General features: G+C 69.5%; 23 protein-coding genes. 12 read left to right on the plus strand and 11 right to left on the minus strand.

What is annotated here, in order from left to right:
- The first annotated feature begins 40 nt into the window (after positions 1-40).
- Complete coding sequence (locus tag ASG88_RS18710; protein WP_162259872.1) at positions 41-697, plus strand: 2'-5' RNA ligase family protein; 657 nt, start codon at positions 41-43, stop codon at positions 695-697.
- A gap of 115 nt (positions 698-812) precedes the next feature.
- Here ASG88_RS18710 and ASG88_RS18715 read toward each other — a convergent pair whose 3' ends face one another.
- From ASG88_RS18715 to ASG88_RS22760, 6 genes are all read right to left on the minus strand, one after another.
- Positions 813-1,208, minus strand: a complete 396-nt coding sequence (locus tag ASG88_RS18715; RefSeq protein WP_235534936.1) for a response regulator transcription factor — start codon at positions 1,206-1,208, stop codon at positions 813-815.
- Positions 1,209-1,224: 16 nt separating this feature from the next.
- Entirely contained in the window at positions 1,225-1,974 is a 750-nt protein-coding gene (locus ASG88_RS18720) for a response regulator transcription factor (protein ID WP_082600740.1), read from the minus strand.
- Positions 1,975-2,403: 429 nt separating this feature from the next.
- Positions 2,404-2,718, minus strand: coding sequence for a phosphatase RsbU N-terminal domain-containing protein (locus ASG88_RS18725; RefSeq protein WP_162259874.1), 315 nt, complete (start codon positions 2,716-2,718; stop codon positions 2,404-2,406).
- A complete protein-coding gene (locus ASG88_RS18730; protein ID WP_056888967.1) occupies positions 2,715-3,095 on the minus strand; it encodes an STAS domain-containing protein in 381 nt (126 codons plus the stop codon). Before ASG88_RS18730 ends, ASG88_RS18725 begins: the two co-directional genes overlap by 4 nt.
- Positions 3,085-3,966: an STAS domain-containing protein gene (locus ASG88_RS18735; protein ID WP_056888968.1), complete on the minus strand. Its 882-nt coding sequence runs from the start codon at positions 3,964-3,966 to the stop codon at positions 3,085-3,087. The genes ASG88_RS18730 and ASG88_RS18735 overlap by 11 nt, the downstream gene beginning before the upstream one ends.
- A 44-nt stretch (positions 3,967-4,010) precedes the next feature.
- Positions 4,011-5,093 carry a sigma-70 family RNA polymerase sigma factor gene (locus ASG88_RS22760; protein WP_082600742.1) on the minus strand — a complete coding sequence of 361 codons (1,083 nt, stop codon included), beginning with the start codon at positions 5,091-5,093 and terminating at the stop codon, positions 4,011-4,013.
- Between the two features lie 233 nt (positions 5,094-5,326).
- Between ASG88_RS22760 and ASG88_RS18745 the strand changes: the two genes are divergently transcribed.
- The 5 genes from ASG88_RS18745 to ASG88_RS18765 all read left to right on the plus strand — a co-directional run bounded on the left by ASG88_RS18745 (position 5,327) and on the right by ASG88_RS18765 (position 10,643).
- Positions 5,327-5,581: a hypothetical protein gene (locus ASG88_RS18745; protein WP_056888969.1), complete on the plus strand. Its 255-nt coding sequence runs from the start codon at positions 5,327-5,329 to the stop codon at positions 5,579-5,581.
- Between the two features lie 1,109 nt (positions 5,582-6,690).
- Entirely contained in the window at positions 6,691-7,302 is a 612-nt protein-coding gene (locus ASG88_RS18750; RefSeq protein WP_157559824.1) for a MarR family winged helix-turn-helix transcriptional regulator, read from the plus strand.
- Positions 7,303-7,342: 40 nt separating this feature from the next.
- Complete coding sequence (locus tag ASG88_RS18755) at positions 7,343-8,335, plus strand: CPBP family intramembrane glutamic endopeptidase (RefSeq protein WP_056888971.1); 993 nt, start codon at positions 7,343-7,345, stop codon at positions 8,333-8,335.
- Positions 8,332-9,450 carry a serine hydrolase domain-containing protein gene (locus ASG88_RS18760; RefSeq protein WP_056888972.1) on the plus strand — a complete coding sequence of 373 codons (1,119 nt, stop codon included), beginning with the start codon at positions 8,332-8,334 and terminating at the stop codon, positions 9,448-9,450. The genes ASG88_RS18755 and ASG88_RS18760 overlap by 4 nt, the downstream gene beginning before the upstream one ends.
- Complete coding sequence (locus ASG88_RS18765) at positions 9,447-10,643, plus strand: aminotransferase class V-fold PLP-dependent enzyme (protein WP_056888973.1); 1,197 nt, start codon at positions 9,447-9,449, stop codon at positions 10,641-10,643. Before ASG88_RS18760 ends, ASG88_RS18765 begins: the two co-directional genes overlap by 4 nt.
- A 156-nt stretch (positions 10,644-10,799) precedes the next feature.
- Here ASG88_RS18765 and ASG88_RS18770 read toward each other — a convergent pair whose 3' ends face one another.
- Entirely contained in the window at positions 10,800-11,654 is an 855-nt protein-coding gene (locus ASG88_RS18770) for an alpha/beta fold hydrolase (RefSeq protein ID WP_056888974.1), read from the minus strand.
- Positions 11,655-12,215: 561 nt separating this feature from the next.
- Here ASG88_RS18770 and ASG88_RS18775 point away from each other — a divergent pair.
- Positions 12,216-12,557 carry a nitroreductase/quinone reductase family protein gene (locus ASG88_RS18775; RefSeq protein WP_235534937.1) on the plus strand — a complete coding sequence of 114 codons (342 nt, stop codon included), beginning with the start codon at positions 12,216-12,218 and terminating at the stop codon, positions 12,555-12,557.
- A 30-nt stretch (positions 12,558-12,587) separates the two neighbouring features.
- Here the strand turns inward: ASG88_RS18775 and ASG88_RS18780 are convergent, their stop codons facing one another.
- Positions 12,588-13,754, minus strand: a complete 1,167-nt coding sequence (locus tag ASG88_RS18780) for a PQQ-dependent sugar dehydrogenase (protein ID WP_056888975.1) — start codon at positions 13,752-13,754, stop codon at positions 12,588-12,590.
- Between the two features lie 64 nt (positions 13,755-13,818).
- Positions 13,819-15,396, minus strand: coding sequence for a CHAP domain-containing protein (locus tag ASG88_RS18785; protein ID WP_056888976.1), 1,578 nt, complete (start codon positions 15,394-15,396; stop codon positions 13,819-13,821).
- A 217-nt stretch (positions 15,397-15,613) separates the two neighbouring features.
- On the opposite strand from ASG88_RS18785, the gene ASG88_RS18790 reads away from it, so the two are divergent.
- From ASG88_RS18790 to ASG88_RS18810, 5 genes are all read left to right on the plus strand, one after another.
- Positions 15,614-16,009: a VOC family protein gene (locus ASG88_RS18790; protein WP_056888977.1), complete on the plus strand. Its 396-nt coding sequence runs from the start codon at positions 15,614-15,616 to the stop codon at positions 16,007-16,009.
- A gap of 92 nt (positions 16,010-16,101) precedes the next feature.
- Positions 16,102-17,022: a LysR family transcriptional regulator gene (locus tag ASG88_RS18795; RefSeq protein ID WP_056888978.1), complete on the plus strand. Its 921-nt coding sequence runs from the start codon at positions 16,102-16,104 to the stop codon at positions 17,020-17,022.
- 66 nt (positions 17,023-17,088) lie between these two features.
- The gene (locus ASG88_RS18800) at positions 17,089-18,048 is read left to right on the plus strand and encodes an ABC transporter ATP-binding protein (protein WP_056888979.1); all 960 of its coding nucleotides are present in this window, start codon (positions 17,089-17,091) and stop codon (positions 18,046-18,048) included.
- Complete coding sequence (locus ASG88_RS18805) at positions 18,045-18,806, plus strand: ABC transporter permease (RefSeq protein WP_056888980.1); 762 nt, start codon at positions 18,045-18,047, stop codon at positions 18,804-18,806. The genes ASG88_RS18800 and ASG88_RS18805 overlap by 4 nt, the downstream gene beginning before the upstream one ends.
- Positions 18,807-18,865: 59 nt before the next feature.
- Complete coding sequence (locus ASG88_RS18810) at positions 18,866-19,420, plus strand: hypothetical protein (RefSeq protein WP_162259875.1); 555 nt, start codon at positions 18,866-18,868, stop codon at positions 19,418-19,420.
- Between the two features lie 185 nt (positions 19,421-19,605).
- Here the strand turns inward: ASG88_RS18810 and ASG88_RS18815 are convergent, their stop codons facing one another.
- Entirely contained in the window at positions 19,606-21,231 is a 1,626-nt protein-coding gene (locus tag ASG88_RS18815) for an ABC transporter permease (RefSeq protein ID WP_056888982.1), read from the minus strand.
- Entirely contained in the window at positions 21,228-22,163 is a 936-nt protein-coding gene (locus tag ASG88_RS18820) for an ABC transporter ATP-binding protein (protein ID WP_321163833.1), read from the minus strand. The genes ASG88_RS18815 and ASG88_RS18820 overlap by 4 nt, the downstream gene beginning before the upstream one ends.
- Between the last annotated feature and the right edge of the window lie 88 nt (positions 22,164-22,251).

Below are 22,251 nucleotides of genomic sequence, written 5' to 3' on the forward strand. Positions count from 1 at the left end.
CGCGGGAATGCGACTCGACAACGTGGGTACCCGCGCAAGCATGAGGCAGAAGCGAATCTCTCCGTCGTGGCCGCACGTCGGAGCCGTCCGGCGCCACTGGGCCCACTGGCGTCCCGAGTGGCGGCACGATCGCCCGTGCTGGTACTGGTACCTCACCTTCGATCCCGAGGCGATGGCCGACGCTGTCGGCGAGGACGTGCTCCAGGCCGTCCGAGGCGCCCACTGGCTGGACCCCGTGCCGCTCGAATGGACGCACCTGACTCTCTGCGACCTGGGGTTCCTGGATCAGGTGCCCGCCCCGGTCGTTGAGCACGCCATCCGAGGAGTCGACAGCCAGCTGGCGGCGGCCGACGTGCCGGTGCTGGATCTGGGACCACTGGTGTCCATGGACAGCGCCCTCGTGCTCGCGGCAGAACCGCTGCACGACCTGCGCAGGCTCCAGCACGTGGTCCGCTCCGCCAGCGAAGCCGCACTCGGGCCGCACCAGGAGATCGTCCACCACCACGAGTTCTGGCCCCACGTGAGCCTGGGGTACGTCAATCGATCCGCCCCAGCGCACGAGGTACAGGAGCTCACCCGCGAGTTCCGCGTGCTGCACACGCAGCTTCACCCCTCGCGCCTGGTCCTGGCCGCCGTCACCAGGCACCGCAGGCACTACGAGTGGTCGGTCCACGCCACCATCCCGGCGGCACGGTAGGGAGCATGCGCCGCGTGCGTTTGCCGTGGCCGGGTTGCCCGTGCTGATCGAGTCCGCCACCGGCGCCGGACGGTCTTGATCTTCCGCCAGGACCCGAGTGGCAGCCGCGGCCACGTCACTTCGCGAGGAGCCTCCGCGCCGAGTCGGTGACAGGGCAGCCCCCATCGGCGGCCAGGTGGATCGCGTCGATGAGCTGTCGGTGAGAGCCGTTCTTCACCAGATAGCCGCAGGCCCCGGCGGCGAACGCCGAATCGATGAGCTCCCGAGTGCAGGTGACGCTCAGGATGACGACACGCACGTCAGTCAGCTCGCGGCACAGCTCGCGGGTGGCGTCGACTCCGTCGCGCCCGGGCAGTCTGATGTCCATGATGACTACCTGGGGGTTCGTTCGTACGCCTGCTGCCAACGCCTCGTCTGCGTCGGCGGCCGTGGCGACGAGCAGGAGGTCGGGTTCCTTGCTGAGGACGTAGGTCAGTGCCTGACGCATGACGCGGTGGTCCTCGACGAGCATCACGGTGGTGACCATGTCAGGCCCTGCGTGCTCCCGGTACGGCACGGGTTCTGCTCAGCGGCATGTCGGGTGCGGGCGGCCGCCCGGCCGCCGCCTTCGGTTCGACGCCCACCTGGTGCGCGTCGGACCGGGATCCCACATGCGCTCGTGCCGGCTCGGGCTGCGCGGTGCCCATGCCGTGGGATATGCCCCAGAGGACTGCCTGGGAGCGGGTCATCACGTCGATCTTGCGATAGCCGGACCGGACGTAGGACTTGATCGAGTTCGGTGACAGAGACAGGCGTGTGGCGATGTCCGCGTTGCTGAGACCCGCGGTGATGAGTGAGAGCACCTCAGCCTCCCGGGCCGTGAGCCCTTCGGCCCGACCCGGCCAGTCGCTGCCGACGACCTTGTTGGTCCTGGTCGACGGGGACACCACGGTCGTGCCTCCGTGCACCTGTTGGAGCGCGGTGACGAGCTGGGCCGCGGTCAGACTCTTGGAGAGGCACCCCGAGGCGCCCTGCTCGATGACGTCTCGCGCCAGCCAGGGCTGGAAGTTCCAGGTGTAGACGACAGTTCGACGGATGCGTGGGTCGGCGATGAGCCGCGCGAGGTTCGGACCGTTGCCGAGGCCGGGTGCGAAGGTGTCGACGAGGGCGATGTCCACCTGGGGGCCGACCGGATCGGCGTGCTCGGCAAACCCGACCTGGGCGTGGTAGCGGCTCAGCATCGCGACGACACCTCGCCTGACGATCTCGTTGTCGTTGATGAGCGTGATGCGGAGCATGCAGACCGCCTTGAGGTGAGGACGCGCACGAGGACGCCACGAGGACGCCGATGGACTGTCGCAGGAAGACGACGCTGGGAAAGGGCAAGCAGGGATGGGACCGTCTCCACGGGGATGTATGACGCGAAGTCCTCCTGGTGAGGACCACACCCCCATGACCCCGCCCGGCCCTCCGCATGATGCTGCCCACTGGCACCGAGTGGCCCCGAGGCGACCGTCCGATCCCTCATCGCGCGCACCAGCCCTCAAGATCTTCGCGTCATGCGCCCGCCTGTCCCGGGTCACGGACACATGGGGCTGTATGCGCATGCCTGGGGGGTGCGACGTCGCCCGGCTTCTGCGCACGGGTGACCCAAGCCACGGCGTCGGGTGGTGAGTGTCGACCAGATGGACGAACCGGCCTGCCAATCCGGTCAGGCGTCCGCCCGCCTATTCAGGCTGGGCACCACGTCGTGCGTCCATGAAGCCGCGCTGGGCCACCTCGAACGACGCCACGAGATCGATGAGAAGGGTGGACGCGGTCTCCGTCAGGTCGAGAACCTCGTCGAGGTGGCGGACGGTCGCGAGGACCTCGAGGAACAGGTCGTTGTGCACCCGTACGACGTCGAGGAGACCGACCGACTCCTGCATTGCCCGGCGCCCGAGCTGGTAGGCCGCCTGTAGCCCTGACTCGTCCCGCCGTGCGAGGTGGCGCAGGAGCAGGGGCGCGTAGTCGAGGCGGAAGCGCTCCAGTGGGTCCGTCACGTCCCCAGCCACGTCAGACCCTCCTCGAGGTCCAGTGCGGTCTGCATCAGCGGGAAGCGCACACCGAGGCGGACCAGCGTCATCGCGACCTCCGGGGCGATGCCGACCACGACGGTCCGGGCGCCGCGCAGCTGGGCCATGTAGGCGAGATCGGTCAGCGTCCTCGCGGCAAAGGAGTCGAGGACGTCCAGTGCCGCGACGTCGATGAGGATCCCCCGTGACCGGTCCCGTCCCACCCGCTCGAGGAGCTCACGCTGCAGCCGGACGAGCTGTTCGTCGTCGAGGGCGGCATGGATCGAGACGATCAGGTTCGGCCCCTGCGACAGGATCGAGGCGGGGAGAGGCGGGCGCGGTGCGGCGCGGGCGTCAGTCGGCATCGGGCACCTTCGTGACCCGGAACCCGAGCTGGCGTTCCGCTTCCTCGATCCCGCCCTGCAGGTCGCCGACGGTGTGCATCTTGCTCAGGTCGACCCCGATGGTGACGAGGGTCTGGGCGATCTCGGAGGACAGGCCGGTGATGATGACGTCCGCTCCCATGAGGCGGGATGCCGTCACGGTGTCGACGAGGGAGTTGGCCACCGTCTCGTCCATGTCCGGCACCCCGGTCACGTCGATGACCACCAGCTTCGCCCGGTGCGCCCGGATCCCGTGCAGCAATTGGTCGGTGAGCTGCTGGGCCCGGTCCTGGTCGAGCACGCCGATGATGGGCAGGATCAGCAGCCGCTCGCGCACCTGCAGCACCGGGGTCGACAGCTCCAGCAGCGCGTCCTGCTGCGCGCGGATGACCCGTTCGCGCTGCTCGACGAAGCTGACGGCGACCGTGTTGGCGATCCGGTTGGCCGCGGGCTCGTAGGCGTCGAGCACGTGGGTGAGGAGCTCGAAGTCGTCGCGGTACTTCTCGAAGAGCGACCGAGCCAGCACGTCCCTCAGCAGCAGGACGATCCCGATCACCTCGTGCGTCTCGACGCCGCGCGGGATGATCCGCTCGGAGAGGTCGCGTGCATAGTCCCGGAGCGCCTCGACGCTGCCTGTCTCGAGCACCTCGACGTAGTTGTCGTACACCGAGGTCGCCTCGGAGAACACCTCCTGGTCGGTCATGGAGGACAGCAGGTGGGCCTGGGTGATCCGCTCGGCCCACTGCTGCCGCAGCTCGGTCCGGTTGTCGCGCAGGTGAGCGACCAGCTCGGGGAGCAGCTTGTCGTCGCTGTGTGCGGGGTTGGCGGTGGCCGGAGTGCTGGAGTCGGTCATGTCTGGGCCTCTCTCGTGCTGCTCGCTGGTAGGTGCTGATCGGTTCACGGCAACCACTTCTCCATCGTCACGGTGGTCCCCTCGCCGGGGACCGACCTCAGGAGGAACGTGTCCATGAGGCGCCTCGCGCCGGGGAGGCCGAGGCCGAGCCCGTGGTAGGTGCTGTAGCCGTCCCGCAACGCTTCCTCAGGGTTCGCGATCCCCGGCCCCACGTCGCGGGCCACCACACTGATGCCTTGGCGTCCGTCCTCCGACACCAGCGAGACCGTGACCTCACCCCGCTCGGCGAACTTGACGATGTTGCGGCTGATCTCGGAGATCGCGGTGGCGATGAGCGTCTGGTCGGACAGCGAGAAGCCGGCGCGGGCCGCGGCCTCGCGACCCTGCTGCCTGGCCGTCACCACGTCGGCGTCCCGGGACACCTGCACCCGCACGACGCCGTCCTCCTCGGCGGGGCGCCCGCGGCGCTCGAAGAGCCGGTCGGCGAGCTGGGCGCACGTCGTGCACGCGAGGAGATGGCCGTTGACGTCCAGCTCCCGCTGACGCCGCCGGCCACCGCTCGACAGCGCCCGCAGCACCGGCCGGCAGCGATCGGTCGGCGGCACGGCGCCCTCGGCGACCAGGAGGTACTCCACCCGGAGGCTGGCACGGGCTCGGCTCAGCCTGGCCGCGACCGCGCCGGGCGTGGAGCCCCGCTCGGCTGCCATCGTGCTGGTGTCCGCGCCGTGGACCTCGTGGGCCACCAGGAGGTCCCGGTCGGCGGCGGACAGCTGAGCCAGCGCAGCGCTGACGAACTCGCCGTCCTCCTGCCGCAGCAGACCGTCGGTGGGCGGCTCCACGTCCTCGGCCTCGGCGAGGAGGTGGGCGCGCTTGCGCGCCCGGTCGTTCCGCTCGGCGTACGACGCCACGACGTGTCGCGCTGTGACCGCCGCGTAGTGGTGCAGCTTGTCGGGATCGATGCGCCTGGAGGTGGACATCAGCCTGGCCAGCGTCTCCTGGACCAGGTCGTCCACGGTGTGGGGGTCCTTGATCCGGGCCCCGACGACGCGCCGCAGCACGGGGAGGAGGTCGACCACGACGCGCTCGTCGTACGGCTGGTCACCGTCCGGCACGGGCTCACTCGCCACAGAGTCCTCCTTCCCGCCGGGAAGCAGGACCTGCGGTCCCTCGGGTAGACCCTCACGAGTCTATGACCAGCGCCGACCGGGCGCATGACGCCAGTTCTTGTCCCGGGCGCGCCCGGGGGTGGGTGCCTCGTGCGCGCGGGCAGGCTCGCCCGTCGACAGCGGACTCGCATCATCCGAGGGCGACGTGCGGGTCATGGGGCGGACGGACGACACAGTAGACACGGAGGACGCACGTGAAGGATCAGGACGGACACGGACGTGACGCAGCGTCGGAGCTGCGCGAGCGCGACCTCGAGAGGCGCGTGGCGGAGCTCGAGCAGCAGGTGGTGACGATCGCCGCGGCGGTCGACGCGGCCTCGCGGATGCAGGTCGCGACGCCGCACCGGCTCAACCAGGACATCCGCATCGCAGGCGGGCGACTGGTCCGTCGGATCCTCGAGAAGGGTCGTCTCGTCGAGGACTACGGCGACTCACGTCGCACCGGATAGCCCCGGCGGCGCCGCGTGTGCGCAGACCCCGCGGCGCCGTCGGTCCCCACCGGCAGCAAGCCCTGTGGCTGACCCTCGGAAGGTGCCGACGATGGGGGGATGCAGGTCGGCCGCCGCGAGCGGCACGCTGAAGAAGTTCAAGGTCCCGACGGCAGACAGCCAGCCGCGTGCCGTCACCACCGGCGCCGGACGTCGGCGCTGTCGGGGCGGTGAAGGTATGAGACCGGTCCGCCGCGGCACACACGGGGGAATGCTGACGCGACGGACCGGCGGGCTGGATGCTAGACCATCCTCGCCGTACGTCTGCGAGTCGGGCGCCGCCCAGTACCTCATATTGGGAGGGCACCGACGCCAGATGGTGGCTACGCGTCTTCTCGCCTCAGTGCTCCACTGTCGAACTCGACGAGGGTGTTGTCCATCCGCAACAGGTGCGCATGCTGACCGCAGAGCGGAAGGGTGAAGGTGTGCCGTCGCTCGCATTCCGGCGCTCGGACCATTGGACTGACCTCGAACGTGGCGCGACCTATGACGAGGGCTGGATCCAGACAGTCGCCAGCAGTGCAGAACAAGCGCTCGGGTTCGAAAGCCGACAGACCGGCGTCACCCGGCAAATCAATGGATGCCATGTCGTCGCCTCACATGAGTAGTGCCCGAGACGGGACTCAGACCCGTAGGAAACCACCACCTGCGCTCGTGCTTGCACACCCTTCGGGATAAATGCTGCAGCGATCGCGGCCACGTCTGCATCCTGCCCGGGCGGACGACGGCTGGCCCCGGGCGCCTGGTGCGCCTCGGTCCTTCATAACGAACCGCCTTCACCTGCGGAAACGCTGTGGGATTGACCTCCGGGTCGGGCGGCGGGTGTTTGCCGTCCACTGCCGTGGATTGAAGTGCAAGTGGCAAGCGCCATCCTCAGTCATCCGGATCGCCGCACAGGCGGCGCGCAGACCGCGGCTGCTTCGAACGTTCGCAGTCGCGGTCGCGGCGGGCGGGACGCACGGCCCGATCGCTGCAGATCCGGGCGTTCAGTCCATGCGCGGCACTCGGTGAGACACCAAACATTTAATGCGTGCTTGCACTATTCTACTGCATGGACGTATCATCATGCCGTGACCCAGCCACCAGCCTCCGACGGCCCCATGTCCCTCCTCTTCGACGTCTGGCTCCTGAACAGCCTGACGTCGGGACTGCTCGATGGGATCCTCGAGGAGACCGACCTGAATGGCGACGACTACGGCATGTACTCGCTGCTGCGTCGCTTCGGACCAGCCACACCGACGCAGATCCGGCGCTGGACCGGCCAGCGGCCCACGACCGTGTCGGCCCACCTCAAGCGGTTGCAGGCTCGGGGACACATCACTCGCTCGGCGAACCCGGCCGACGGTCGCTCGCACCGCGTCGGGCTCACCCCCGACGGGGAGGCGGCCCACGACCGTGCCACCGAGCCGTTCCTCGCGGCCATGCACACCTTGAGGGCCAGGTTCGTCCCGGACACGATCCGCGAGCGCCTGGTGCTGCAGCACCTCGACAGCATCCTTCGTGAGAGCGCGGGGCTGGACCCGCGCCCCTACCGGGTCGCGCTCGACCAGGACTCGTCAGACCACGACCGCACTGACACGTCGGTGCTGGCCTACACGGGCGCGCCGCTCAGCGCTGCCGAAGAGCAGCAAGTCCGCCTCTACATCGACTTCCTGCACAGCCAGGACGCGAACCGCGCCTGACCGGATCCTCCGGCAGGCCGAAGCCCAAGAAGGCACAGCCATGTACACCCTCGAGAAGCACGATCATCCACTCGTCGACCCGCAAGATCGGCACGCAGACCGGCCCCCGCGGCCCGCCCGGGTGCGGGCCTGGACGACCCGCCACCCCATCTCGGCGTTCCTGCTCATCGCCTTCACCATTGGCTACCCGGTCATGGCACTCCCCATCCTGGCCGGCCACGGCGTGATCCCGGGCGGCTGGATGCCCCAGGTCGACGGCGTCGACACCGAGCGCACTGCCTCCGTGCTGCTGGTCTTCACCGCTCTCCTGCCCGCCGCACTGTGGGTCACCTGGGCTGTCGAAGGTCGTCCCGGCCTGGGCAGGCTGCGCCGGCGTATGTTCGCCTGGCGCATCGGGGTCGGCTGGACCATCCTGGTCCTGGCCGCCCTTCCCGCTCTCACGCTGCTGTTCGCCGTCTGCCTCGGCGACGATCTCCGGTCCGTCGACGTCGCTCCCCTGGTCGTCGCCCAGGTGCTGGGGCTGCTGGTCAACCTCCTGCTGATCAACCTGTGGGAGGAGACCGCGTGGTCAGGTGTGGTCCAGACCCGGTTGGAGCGCCGATTCGGTCTGGTCAGGGCCGCACTCCTGACGGCCGTGCCGTTCGCCCTGGTCCACCTGCCGCTCCACTTCATCGGCGACTTCACCATCGCCTCCGTCACCGGTGCACTCGTCACGCTTCTCCTTGTCTGCGCGGTCGTCCGACTCATGCTCGGCGTGTACCTGCGCGGCACCCGCGACAGCATCCTCGCTGTCGCCGTGCTCCACAGCGTCTTCAACCGCAGCAACAACGACGAGGGCGTGATCGCGGCACTTGTCGAGGGCGATGGACGCAAGCTGGCCGGCCTCCTGGCGGTCATCGTGCTCACCGCCGCCGTGGCCCTGGCGACGCGACGACGGCTCGGTCGCGACGACCGGCAGGAGCTCGACACGGTCGAGACGGGCGCCTCCCACACCCCGGTCCTGCAGCACTCCCCCGGCAAGGCACTGTCATGAACACCACCAACGGCCACTCCACCAGCGGGCCAGGCCCAGGAGCCGGCAGCGACGACCGCGCGCGCGACCTCATGGAGGAGGTCGCCACCGCACACCGGATCCCCGGGCTGACCGTCGCCGTAGCCACTCCCGACGCGCTCCTCTACACCGGCGCCGTCGGGTACGCCGACCTCGCAGACCGCAGACCCGCATCCGTCGACGACCAGTACCCATGGTTCTCCATGACAAAGATCGCCACAGCCACCACGGCCGTGCGGTTGCACCGGAGCGGTGTCCTGGACCTCGATGCCCCTATCGGCCACTACCTTCCCGACTACCGGCCACACCCGAAGCACGGTCACCCGACGACACGCCACCTGCTCACCCACACCGCGGGACTCAGCAACCCGGTTCCGGTGCGGTGGGTGCGACTCGAGCACGAACCTGCAGACGCCACGGTGATCGGCAGGATCATCGCCGAGCACGGAACCCCCGTGCGTGCCGTCGGCCACCAGGCGAGCTACTCCAACATCGGATACCTCCTGGCCGGCGAAGTCATCGCCGCCGCGAGCGGACACAGCGTCGAGGACAACGTCCGCCACCAGGTGCTCCAACCGCTGTCGATGACCACCACGAGCTACGACTACCTGCCGGACGCCTCGAGGTCCGTGGGCTACGTCCGCGTCCCGCGCCCCGTCGTACCTCTCCTACGAGCTGCACTCCCGCGCGGGCTCGTGGGACACAGGATCGCTGGCCACTCCGCACTCAACCCGTTCCTCATCAATGGAGCAGCCTTCGGTGGCCTGGTCGGCACCGTCACCGACGCCGTGAGGCTGGCCGCCGTCCACGCCGCCCAACCCCATGACCCCGAACGCATCCTCAGCCACGACGACATCGACGCCATGCGCACCATCGCTTCTCCCGGGAAGCGGTTCGACCACGGCATCGGCTGGTTCCGGAAGCCAGCCGATGCGCACCGAACCCCCGGTTTCGTCGAGCACTACGGCACCGGCTGCGGCTACTGGAACGCCATGCGCATCTACCCCGAACGTCGCCTGGCGATGGTCGCCATGACCAACACCACCTACGCGTGGGATTTCGACCGACTCTTCACCCGACTCGAGGAACTGTCATGACTGTGTCGACGCTCGACGTGGAGCGAGCCCGCCGTGAGACGCCGGGCACCCGGAACGTCGCTCACCTCAACAACGCCGGTGCCGCGCTCCCACCCACCTGCGTGACCAGCGCTGTCATCGACCACCTGCAGCGCGAGGCGGCGATCGGCGGCTACGAAGCAGCGGCCGAGGCCCACGACCGCGTGGAGAACACCTACCGGGCGATCGCCCGGCTGATCGGGTGCCAGACCGACGAGGTCGCGGTCATCGAGAACGCCACCAGGGCCTGGGACATGGCCTTCTACGGACTCCGCTTCAGCCCGGGCGACCGTATCCTCACCGCTCGTGCGGAGTACTCCAGCAACGTCGTCGCGTTCCTCCAGGTCGCGCGACGCACGGGAGCCGTCATCGAGATCGTCGACGACGACGAGAGCGGACAGGTCTCCATTGATGACCTCAGGCGCCGCCTCGACACCGGAGACCACCCGGTGAAGCTGGTGGCGATCACACACGTGCCCACCCAAGGTGGGCTGGTCAACCCTGCCCGGGAGATCGGCGTCGCAACACGCGAGGCAGGAGTTCCCTACCTCCTCGACGCCTGCCAGTCGGTGGGTCAGCTGCCGATCGACGTCACCGATATCGACTGCGACTTCCTCTCCGCGACCGGCCGCAAGTACCTGCGCGGCCCCCGCGGCACGGGATTCCTCTACGTGCGGCGAGCCATGATCGACCAGCTCGAACCACCCTTCCTCGACCTGCACGCCGCCAGGTGGACGGCCCCGGACGCCTACGAGATCCGTCCCGACGCCCGTCGCTTCGAGAACTGGGAGACCAACTACGCGGCCAAGATCGGACTGGGTATCGCCGTCGACTACGCACTGTCCTGGGGCATCGACGCCATCGAGGAACGGGTCACGGCACTGGCCGAACGCCTCCGGAACATGCTGCGGGACGTCGATGGCGTCACCGTCCACGACCAAGGGCAACGTCAGTGCGGCATCGTCACGTTCACTCTGGATGGCGTTGCGTCTCAAGACGTGCAGCAAAGACTGGCCGAGCAAGGTATCAACGTGAGCGTCTCCCTGGTCGAGTACGCACGTCTCGACCTGTCACACCGGAAGCTCCCCGACCTCGTCCGCGCCTCGGTCCACTACTACAACACCGACGACGAGCTCGATCGGCTGATCCACGCACTACCCGAGCCACGACGTTGAGTGCGTTCCTGCCCGGCCGGCCGAGATCGGGTTGGTCCCGGTCCTGTCCTGTCCTGCGACACGGCCCCGCGTGGCGGGTGCGTCCTCGACCGTGCGGACGCGCGCCTCTGGGGGTTCCCGGTGAGCGCCCTGCCTGTCTGGCACAGCGGGCCGAAGTCAGAGCAGGCTCGTGATCAGCTCCGTCACGAGGACGGGCTCCTCGTCGAGCAAGAGGTGCCCGGCGCCCGGTATCACCAACGGCTCCCGCCCGAGCTTTGATCGACACGGCTCACGGAGCTTGGTGATGGGGAAGAACACATCGTGCTCGCCCACAGCGACCAGCACCTGGCGGCCCTTCCACCCGAGCAGGGTGTTGTCCGGGAGTGGTCCGGGAGCGCCGGTCGTGCGACACGTCCGAGCCACGAGGGTCATCCACTCGACCACGTCGTCCTCGGTCGTGCGTGCGGGGCCTGACATGTACTCGAGCAACCGCCTCGCTCCGGCACTGTTGCGCCGGACGAGCCACGGCAGGGTTGCCCGCAGCATCGGGATGGACGCGCGCACCTCGGTCAGTCCCGCGGGAGCCAGCAGCATCAGGCCCTGCACGCTGTCCGGATCTGCCGACAGGGCCACCGCTGCACCGCGCGAGTGGCCAGCGAGCACGATGCTTCCGCGTGCGTGGCGCTCCCTGACCCAAGCGATCAGATCCTTCACCCACGCGGCGTAGCCGGACAGTTCTGGATGCGGCCGCTCGGCCGCACTCAGGCCCGGCTGGCCGGTCAGGTCTGCGGCGTAGACCCGGCAGTTGGCAGCGAGGTGACCGAGTACCGTCGTGCTGCTCGCGGCGTTGAAGTTCGTGCCGGGCAGATAGATGCAGATGCCGTCCCCCGTCCCGAGTGCGACGACATGAGTCGGCCCGCAGGAGGTGTGCACCTCATGTGTGGCGTGCGGAACCTCCCACCTCGCGAGGACGGCGGAGCACCAGTCGCGCACCCGCTCGGCACCGGCGGGCGAGCGGTACGCACTGGTCATGACGCTCAGTGTGGACCACCGCCGGACTGGCGCGGGAGCGGATTCGTCTCCGTCGACCGAAGACGGTCTCCGCCTCTCTAGGAACTCCCCACAGCTGTGCCGACTCGGCGGCCTCTCGATAGCGACTTCTGCACCATCAGGTTTCAGCGTGGGTGACGCGGCGTTGCAAGTGGGCGGCCTGACGCGGCGCCATGACGCACGTCGGTGGCCCGTGGATTGCGCCCGTCGACATCGGATCGGCCGGCGTCACCGGGGCGACCCGCAGCGCGCGAGCGGTCCCCAGGCGTTTGCTCGATGTGCACCGCTGCGCCGACAACCTGGGCTGGGTGCGGAGGGTCCTCGACCTCCGGACCTCCGACCCTGGTCGGGCTCGCACTCGAGGGTCATGCTGTGACTGTGTCCAAGGAGCGTGATTCGAGGGCGGCGGCGACGCGGAGTCGGCGGGCGGGGCTGCCCCCGCGCTGGTTCATGGTGGTCTTCTGGCATGGCCATCGCACGCTGCTGCGCGTGACCCGCGGCCGGTTGGGTCTGTGGCGACCAGGACCGTGCCGCTGGGGGGCGATGCGGCTCACCACGACGGGCCGACGGACCGGGAGGCCCCGGCAGGTCGTCGTCGGCTACTTCGAGGACGACCGCAACCTGGTCACGATGGCGATGAACGGGTGGGGTGCCGGCGAACCCGCCTGGTGGCTGAACCTGCAGGATCATCCCGAGGCGATCGCCCAGACCCGCGACGGATCACGACAGGTCCGTGCGCATCGTGCTCAAGGAGAGGAGCGAGAGCGGTTGTGGTCCCGCTGGGCCGAGATCGACGACAACCTCGACGCCTACGCCGCACTGCGACCAACCGAGACCGCCGTGGTCGTGTTCGAGCCACGCGACGCCGTCGGGCCCGGCGCTTGATCCTGTGGTGGTCGTGACCGGTGACCTACGTCAGGAGGACTCCGCGGAGGACGGCGTGAGGCGCAGCAGCCGCCCGGCGCCCTCGTCCTCCAGGAGCCAGATCGCACCGTCGGGTCCCTCTTCGACCGCCCGGATCCGTTGGCCCATGTCGAAGACCTCAGCCTCGCCTGCGGCCTTGCCGTCGAGATCGACGCGGACCAGCGCCTCGCCCGAGAGGGCTCCGAGGAACGCGTCGCCCTGCCAGTCCTCGAAGAGGTCACCGCCGTAGATGAGCAGGCTTCCCGGCGAGATGCTCGGGGTCCATGACCTCTCTGGCGCGGCGTACCCGTCACCGTCCGCGTGGTCGGGGATCTCGCCACCGCCGTAGTCGCTGCCGTCGGAGACCTCCGGCCACCCGTAGTTGGCACCGGCCTCGATGAGGTTGAGCTCGTCACCGCCCTCGGGGCCCATCTCCGAGGACCAGAGCGTCCCGTCGGGGGCGAACTCGAGGCCCAGCGGGTTGCGGTGGCCCCAGCTCCAGATCTCTGCCGTGGCTCCCGACTCGTCCGCCATGGGGTTGCCCGGAGCCGGCTCGCCCCCGGGAGTCAGGCGCACGATCGTGCCCAGTGTGTTGGTGGTGTCCTGGGCCGGGTCCCCGAGCTGCCGGTCGCCGGAGGACACGAAGAGGTTCTCCCCGTCGGGCGAGAACGCGAGCCGATGGCTGAAGTGACCCTCACCGTCCGTCTTGGGCGTCTGCCTCCAGATGACCTCGAGGTCCTCCAGGCTCGCCTCGTCACCGCTCGTCTCGAGGCGGGCACGGCCCACTGCGGCACCTACTCCCCCGTCGCCCGCCTCGGCCCAGCTCAGGTAGACCAACCCGTCCTCGGCGTACGTCGGCCCCGGCAGTACGTCGCCGAGCCCGCCCTGGCCGGCGTCGACCACCTCCGGCGTGCCTTCGACCTCGACCCGCTCGCCGCTGTCGGCGTGACGCAGGTGCAGGGTGCCGCTGCGCTCGGTGACGAGCAGGTCGCCGCTGCCCGGCAGGAACGCCATCGCCCAGGGCTCATCGAACTGGTCGACCTCCTCCACCGCGAACGGCCAGCCCCGGTCGCCCGCACCTGTCGCAGGCCCGAGGTCTCCGGACGCGGCAGTGTCTGCGGAGCAGGCTGTGGTGACCGCAGCCAGGACTCCGGCAAGGGCGACGATCACTGACTTCATGCCTCCATCCTGCGCGGAGGTGCCAACAGGGCGCGCGCCTCGCCCACCTGCCTGGGCATCACCACTAGCTGCGCGCCGGCACCCTGACTCTCGAACGCGCGACAGCCGGTCGCACGACATCGGTCCCCGCATAGCGCGCCACGACCGGCTGCGTGCCTGGTCGGACGCCGCGTACGACGACCCGCGCCTTCCCCCTGAAGAGCTGGACCTCGACCGTGCGTCCTCCCACGCTGACCGTCATCGCTCCATCCGGCCTCGACGCTCCGGGAGCGCGTACGCGAACGTCGACAGCGACGCGTTTCCGCGTAGCGTCGGGACGCACCTTGACCTCGGGAACGGTCGTGACGGGCGCTGAGACGGCAACGGATTCCGTGGTGCTGCGGTAGTGGCGCCGAGTCAGCGTGACCAGGACGGACAGGTTGCGGCCGAGGTCCGCGCGCCGGACCGTGTAGGTGGGATTCGTGGCCTTGGCGATGCGTCGGCCATCCCGGAGCCAGGCGTAGGAGGCCGACGCGTCAGTGGGCCGGACGCTCCCGGCCCGGACGACGAGTCGGCCGCCTACCTTGGGCGTGCCCTGCACGCTGGACGGACTGGTGATCGCGACGGGCTTGGCGAGAACGGGGGTGGTCTCCGGCGCGGTCGAGGTCGACTTCCTGTATCCGCTCGCGCGTGCGGTGGTGCGTGCGCTGATCGTCTTCTTGATGTGGTCCCGGGTGAGGACGAGGGACGCCCCGGTGGCCCCGGGAAGAGCGATCCCGTCGGCGTACCACTGCGTCGTGACCTTCGCGGGTTGCGGCGACCACGACGAGGGCGTGAGGTTCAACGTCTGACCGACCTCCGGAACGCCTTGGATCGTCGGCAGTGCCGTGGGCTGGAACGCCCCGGGCGCAACGGGGGCGGTGGCGAGGACTGCTCTGCCGGCGGTGTAGCCACTCAGCTCCGCCGTCACCTCGGCGGTGAGGGTCTTGCCCTTCACACTGGGCGTGGGCACGTAACCGGATGCGGTGGCGCCCGGGATGGCGGCACCGTCGGCGAGCCAACGAACGGTGACGCTGGTGGGTGTGGGCGTCCACGCGCCAGCGGCCACCTCCAGCGGAGCACCGACCGCAGCAGACCCGACGATGGCAGGAGCTGTCGTCGGCTCGACCACGCGGTCGTTGAAGTGGATGAACCCCGTGGGCCAGCCCCCGCCGGACTTGGTGACGCGCCGCCAGTGGAAGTCACCGCCCCAGTAGTCCTCGGAGACGATGATCTCGGTGTCGGAGACGACCTGTTCCACGATGGCGACGTGGCCGTTGGCACCTGCCGGAGTCGCGTGTGGCTTGTACCAGGCGACGGATCCGACAGTGGGGATCTGGTCGGTGATGCTCGCCATCGCCACGCCCCAGTTCGAGGCGTTGCCGCTGCCGTCCCAGGGCCGGACGTTCGGCATCCCGGACTGGATCAGCCGGTAGGCCACGTAGTTGGTGCAGTTGTGGCCGGCATACATGCGCCAGTACGCCGTGGACGAGGCCTGGCGGTAGCCGGCATGCCCGTATCCGGCCGCCTGGCACTCGGCGTACCCGGAGCACAGGTAGGTCGACGTGGCCAGGCTGACCCTGCCGACGGTGGTGGGCATGACGAGCAGGAGGAGCGCGAGCACGCCGGTGACCAGCTTGGTCGCACGCCCGGCTCGGCGTACGACGCGCGGCAGCGCTCGCAGCGCCGCGCGGGGGCGCTGTGACGGCTGTGACCCATGAGGCTGTTGTTGCACAATGAGCGATCGTATGGCCCGTTAGTCAAGCCCGCCACGCCGATGAGTGAAGATCAATCGTGTAATTCGCCGACGCTCACGGGCGCCGGAGGCGGAGGATCGTTGCATGAACGATGTCCAGGAGTTCCGGATCACCCTCACCGTCGATGACTTCGACGCCGCCGTGAAGCTCTACCGCGACGGGCTCGGCCTGCCGCAGGTCGCCGACTGGAGCAGCGAGCAGGGACGGGTGCTGCTGCTCGATGCCGGCCGCGCGACGCTGGAGCTCTTCGACGAAGCGCAGGCCGCGATGGTCGACGACCTCGAGGTCGGTAGGCGAGTCTCCGGCAAGGTCCGGTTCGCGCTCCAGGTGGCGGACGCGGACGTCACGGCCGCGAGCCTCGTCAGGGCCGGAGCCACGCCTGTCGCCGACGCCGTCGACACGCCTTGGGGTGATCGAAATGCCCGCATGGCCGCGCCCGACGGGATGCAGCTCACGCTCTTCACACTGGGAGACGGATGACCGGCGGCAGCATGCCCAGTGCCCGGTGCTGGTGAGGCTGGACGCGGGCACCTTCGTAGACGCCGAATGAGCCCAATGGGACGATCGTCGGCATGGATCTCGACCTCACTGCTGTCGAGAGCTTCATCGCCGTCACGGAGTCGCGGCACTTCGGGCACGCCGCCGAGAGGCTCGGGGTCTCGACGTCCGCGTTGACGAAGCGCATCCAGAGGCTCGAGGCCGCGGTGGGCGTCCCGCTGATCGAACGCGACACTGCTGGCTACGCGGGCCTCACGCCTGCCGGTCGGCGTTTCGTGCAGTTCGCCCCGCAGCTGGTGCACGCCGCCCAGGTCGCGAAGACCGCGGCGACGGGCGCGCCCGTCGAAACGCTTCGCTTTGCAGTACCCGCCGGCGTCGGCGTCGTGGCGCCACTGATGCCGCAAGCGCTGGCGACGCTCGAGCTGGCGCTGCAGCACGCTCACCCCGACGTGGGCATCGAATCGGTGCGAACGCCGTTCCCGGAGCTGACCCCAGCCCTTCTCGCGGGTGACGTCGACGTGGTCCTCACCTTCGGGCCCTCCCCCAGTCCTGACGTCACCTCGACCCGGCTCTCGGAGATCCATCGCGTCGGACTGGTCGGCGCAACGCATCCGCTGGCCTTCAAGCGCGCCGTGGAGGTGCACGAGTTCGCACGGCTGCCGATGGTCTACGACCCTGACCTGCCCGACGAGTACATGCAGCCGTTCATCCTGTCGGACGTCCGGCCGCTCGAGGAGGCAACATTGGTTCCGATCAGTGCCTCGAACACCGCGCACGTCGCCCAGCGCATCCTGCATGGACGCGAGGTGACCGTGGTGCCGTTGGCTCTCACCGCGAACTTGCCTCCCGAGCTCCAACGGGTGGGGCTGATCGGCGTTCCAGCCAGCTGGTACCACGCGCACAGACGCAGCGGTGATGACCGCCCAGCGCTGCTGACTGCGATCGATCTGATGACCGATTTCACGGACTCGATCACCCGGTCGGCGATGTCCTGACGGGCGTCTGTTTCCGTAACGGAAACAACGGCCGCCCCGGGCAGGTGGCGGGGCTAGCGTCCGAACGTGAAGCGTTCGAGAGCACCCACGGTGCCCACCGGTGGAGGCGCCATCGAGCTGAACGGCCTCACCAAGTCCTTCGGGGAGGTCCGGGCCGTCGATGACGTCCACGCGGTGGCGTTGCCTGGCCAGGTGACGGCCCTGCTCGGTCCCAACGGCGCCGGCAAGACCACCGCGTTGCGGATGTTGCTCGGGCTCGTCGCGCCGGACAGCGGAATCGCAACCATTGGCGGTCAACGGTACGACGAGCTGCCGGATCCGGTCCGGCAGGTGGGCGCGGTCCTGGAGGCGTCCGGCTACCACCCCGGGCGCACCGCTCTCGACCATCTACGCATTCTCGCGACCGCCTCTCGGCTTCCGGACGATGCGCCCCGAAGAGTCCTGGCCGAGACCGGATTGGCCTCGGACGCCCGCCGACGGGTGGGAGGCTTCTCGCTGGGGATGCGCCAGCGCTTGGGGCTGGCCTCCGCGATGCTCGGCGACCCGGGGGTGCTCGTCCTGGACGAGCCGACGAACGGACTCGACCCGCCTGGAGTGCGGTGGCTGCGTGGTTACGTCCGCGGGCTTGCGGACGAGGGTCGCACCGTGCTCTTGTCCAGCCATGCTCTGAGCGAGGTCGAGCTGATCGCCGACCACGTGCTCGTGATGGCCCAGGGCAGGCTGCTCCGATCCTCGAGCCTTGCCGCACTGCGTGCCGAGGCGGGCGTCGGCTCGATGGTGCTGACGCCGGACCGGGACCGGCTCGCCGCCGCCCTCGACGCAGCGGGGATCAGTCACCGTCGTACGGACGAAGGACTCGCCGTCGACGCGACCCCCGAGCAGGTCGGGGAGCTCGCGGCACAGCATCGGATCGTCCTGCACGGCCTCGAAGGCACCGCGGACCTCGAGAAGGCCTTCTTCCGACTGACCCAGGAGCCCCACCCCCCAGTGGAGCGTCCGAAGTCGGCCGAGGGTGCGCTCTCATGAAGGCGCTGTTGGGCGCCGAGCTGCTCAAGATGCGCAGCACGCGGGCGACCGCGCTGTTGGTGCTCGCGACGCTCCTGCTGGCGGCGCTCACCGTCGCCACGAGCGTGCCCGGGGTCATGGAGGAGAACGCATGGATCTCCCTCGACGACCCCGACCTCCTGGCCAGCATGGTGGGGAACGGTTTCGGCGCCCCCCAGGTGCTGATGACGCTGCTCGGTGTGCTCGCCTTCACCCAGGAGTTCCGCTACGGGACGATCACCTCGACGTATCTGGGCGAGCCGCGTCGCACTCGAGTCCTGGTCGCCAAAGGGCTGTCGCTGACCCTTGCCAGCGTCGTCATCACCACCATGACGCTCACCGTGACCCTGACGCTCGGCATCGCGCTGATCCGCTCTCAGGACGGAAACGTGACGCTGGCGACGCAGTTCTGGCAGACGGTCGCGGCCGGCTTCGTCGTCATGGCGGCGTACGGCGTCGCCGGCGTTGCCGTCGGCGCCCTGATCCCCAACCAGATCGCCGCCGTCGTCGGCGTGCTGATCTGGATGCTGGCGGTCGAGCAGATGGTCATCCCCCTCGTCCCGGAGGTGGGACGGTGGATGCCCTGGGGAGCCGCCACCTCGGTGTTGCAGCTCGGTCCGTCATACGGCTTCGACGATGTGTTCCTCTCTGCCCCCATGGGCGCCCTCCTCCTCGCCGGATACACCGCCGCGGCGGCCGCCCTCGCCTTCGTCGTCACGCCAACGAGGGATGTCGTGTGACCGTCGCGACCCGGCCATCCGACGCAACCACACGCGTGACTGGTGACCGGAGTCGACCGGTGGTGCTGGTTCTCCTCGGTGGTCTGTGTGGGTTGGCGTGGGCCGCCGGCCTGCGCGGATTCATGGCGCAGATCGTCCAGGACTCGAGCGTCAGCTGGTCGGGCACCTTCGGCTACATCCTGCTTCCCGGCCTGCTGATCGGGCTGCTCCTGGGTTGGGCCGAGCATCTTCGCCGCACGGGTGGCCGGCGCCACTGGCGCTGGCTGGCCCTCTCACCCCTGCTGTTCGCGGCGGTCCTGCTCAGCGAGGGCCCGCTGGGAGTGCTCGGGATCTTCGAGGACGGCCTGGGTGGCGGAGCGATCGGCGTACCCCTCTACGCCATGGCAGGGGGGTACGCGATCTCCGGGCGCGGTCCCCGCTGGGGCCGAGTCGCCGGAGGCGTACTGGCGCTGACGGCCGTTCCCATCTGGGCCTTGACCGTCGAGTCCTTCGCGGGAGCGGACCTGGCAGTCACCACACCCCGAGGGCTGTGGATCGCCGTCTACTACTACTCGTTCCTCGCGCTGCTCATGGTCGCTGCCGCTGTCCCGCACCGGCACGCAGTCGACAAATAGGTGCAGCCGGAAGTGGATCGGTGGCGCTCGGCGGTGCTGGAGATCACGCCAGGTGAGTCTCGTGGGCGGGTGGGTCGCGGTGCGTTGCGCAACGCACGCCGGTCCGCACCCCGTCGTGGCCCGCGCCGGGGCTACGGGAGTCCACCAGCGAGGTCAAGCAAAGCCGGGCCCCTCCGGGCCGCGCGTCAAGCCGGCAGGGCGAGGTCCCGATGACGCATGGCCACCACCCCGGCGCCGGCGAGCAGCGCGCCGACCACGAGCAGCCCGAGCACCGGTTCCACGCTGATCGCGACGGCGGGAGCGTTGGGCACGTGGGTGAACGGCGACAGGTCGAGCAGCCAACCGGGCAGGCCCAGCGAGGGACCGAACATCGGCCCCACGAAGATGGCAGCCACCACGACGGCCCACGACAGCCCCACCGACCACCGCGGCACCAGCATCACGAGGGCGAGCACCGCGGAGCCGAGGACCCCGATGGCAGGGAGCTGGACCAGTGCGGCACCGACAAGGTCACCCAGCATCGTGGCCGGTTCGCCCAGGACCAGCCCGCCGGTGACGACCACCGCGACCGCGAACAGCAGGACCAGCATCGTGGCGCCAACCAGGGCGTTGACGGCGTATGCAGCGAGCCATCGAAGACGGGAGACAGCGGTGCCCAGCACCGGCTCCAGGGTCCCCTGCGCCTCGTCGTGGTGCAGACGCAGAAGCAGGGTGACGACGTAGGCGGCCACGGCCGTGCCGGCGATCTGCATCATCGAGGCCCAGTAGGCCCCGAGCAGGTCCACATCACCGCCGAAAGCGGCGTACCACTCCGTCGCCTCTCCCTCGAGACCGCTGATCTGCTCGCTCAGCGCACCGAAGACCAGACCGAAGCCGATCATCCCGATGGCCCAGCCGACCAACGTCCCGCGCTGCAGCCTCCAGACCAGACCCGTCGGGCTCAGCAGGCTCGCCCGGGCATGGGCGTCCCCCCTGCGCTCGGGCCACATGCCGCGGCCGACGTCGCGTCTGCCGACGAGGACGCCCGCGGCCCAGGACAACAGGGCGAGGGCGAGCAGGGAGAGACCCGCTGGCCACCACAGGTCGTCCGCGAAGGGTCGCATCTGCTGGCCCCAGCCGATCGGTGAGACCCAGGCGGGCCAGGCGCTGGTCACCCGGAGCGCGGTGGAGTCGACGGTGCCGAGCATGTTGCCCAGTGCCGCGAGCAGGAACGACCCTCCCAGGGCCGCGACGGCCAGACCGGTCGCCCCGCGCGTGGTCGACGCCAGCTGCGAGGTCACGGCGGCGACGCCGGTGAACGCGACACCCACCAGGGCGATGGACGTGCCGCCCACGAGCGAACCGGTGACGGACTGTCCGGCGACGATCATGGCGAGCCCGAGCAGCCCGGCCAGGACGACGTTCGCGGCGAGCGCAACGATGACGGCCGCGCACAGAGATGCGTAGCGACCGACGACGCCGGCGCCCAGCATCTCCGCCCGGCCGAGCTCCTCGGCCTGACGGGTGTGGCGGACGACGGCGAAGATGCTCATCAACGCGGCGAGGACCGCGAGGGTGAGTGCGTCCCGGTGCAGGGTGTAGCCGCCGATGGTCGGCCCGGTGACGAGCCCCAGCACTCGCATCCCCGGGTTCTCGACCACGATCTGGGTGTCCGGCACCAGGAGCTCGGGGTGCTTCGCGTAGTTGGCCTCGAACATCGCGGTCGTGGCTGCCAGGAACGCCGCCATGCTGAGGATCCAGGCGGGCAGGGTGATCCGGTCGCGCCGCAGCGCGAGGCGCACCAGCCGCATCGTGCCGGTGATGCCGCTCATCGCGTCGTCACCACCCCGTCCACCGCCCCCGCACCCGGTGGGACCACGTCCTTGTCGTAATGGCGCAGGAACAGCTCCTCCAGCGTGGGGGGCGCCGTGACCATGGACCGCACCTGGAGCTCGACGAGGTGCTCGAGCACGTGGTTGAGCTCACCCGGGTCGACGCTGAACTCCGCATGTGAGTCCTGCACCCGGGCGTCGTGCACGCCCGGCCAGTGGGTCAATGGCGCCAAGGGCTTCGCGGTGTCGACCACGACCGAGGTGCGTGTGAGGTGGCGCAGCTCCTCGAAGGTGCCGCTCTCGGCCGCTCGCCCCGTCCGGATGATGGTGACGCGGTCGCACAGTGCTTCGACCTCGGAGAGGATGTGGCTGGACAGCAGGATGCTGCGCCCGGCGTTGCGAAGCTCCTGGACGACGTCCTGGAAGACGGCCTCCATGAGTGGGTCGAGACCGGAGGTCGGCTCGTCCAGCAGGTACAGCTCCACGTCCGAGCAGAACGCCGCCACGAGGGCGACCTTCTGTCGGTTGCCCTTGGAGTAGGCGCGGATCTTCTTGGTCGGGTCGAGCTGGAAGCGCTCGAGCAGCTCTTCCCGACGCGACACATCGAGGGCTCCCCGTAGATGGCCGAGCAGATCGATCACCTCACCACCGGTGAGGTTGGGCCACAGGTTCACCTCGCCCGGCACGTAGGCGAGCCGTCGATGCAACGCCACCGCGTCGCGCCACGGGTCACCGCCCAGCAGCTCGGCACGTCCCTCGTCGGCACGCAGCAACCCGAGCAGGACGCGGATGGTGGTGGTCTTTCCGGCACCGTTCGGCCCCAGGAATCCATGCACCTCGCCCGTCTCGACCTCCAGGTCCAGGTGGTCGAGTGCCCGGGTCCTGGGCCCGAAATCCTTCACCAGTCCCGACATGGCGATTGCGGCGTCCACGGAGACCAGCTCCCTTCCATGTCCGGGTGCACGAGGCCGACGTCTCCACCCTCAGCAAACCGCGGGCGGAGGTGGCTCGAACAGGGCC

Source organism: Nocardioides sp. Soil777, assembly GCF_001428425.1.
Lineage (GTDB): Bacteria > Actinomycetota > Actinomycetes > Propionibacteriales > Nocardioidaceae > Nocardioides > Nocardioides terrigena.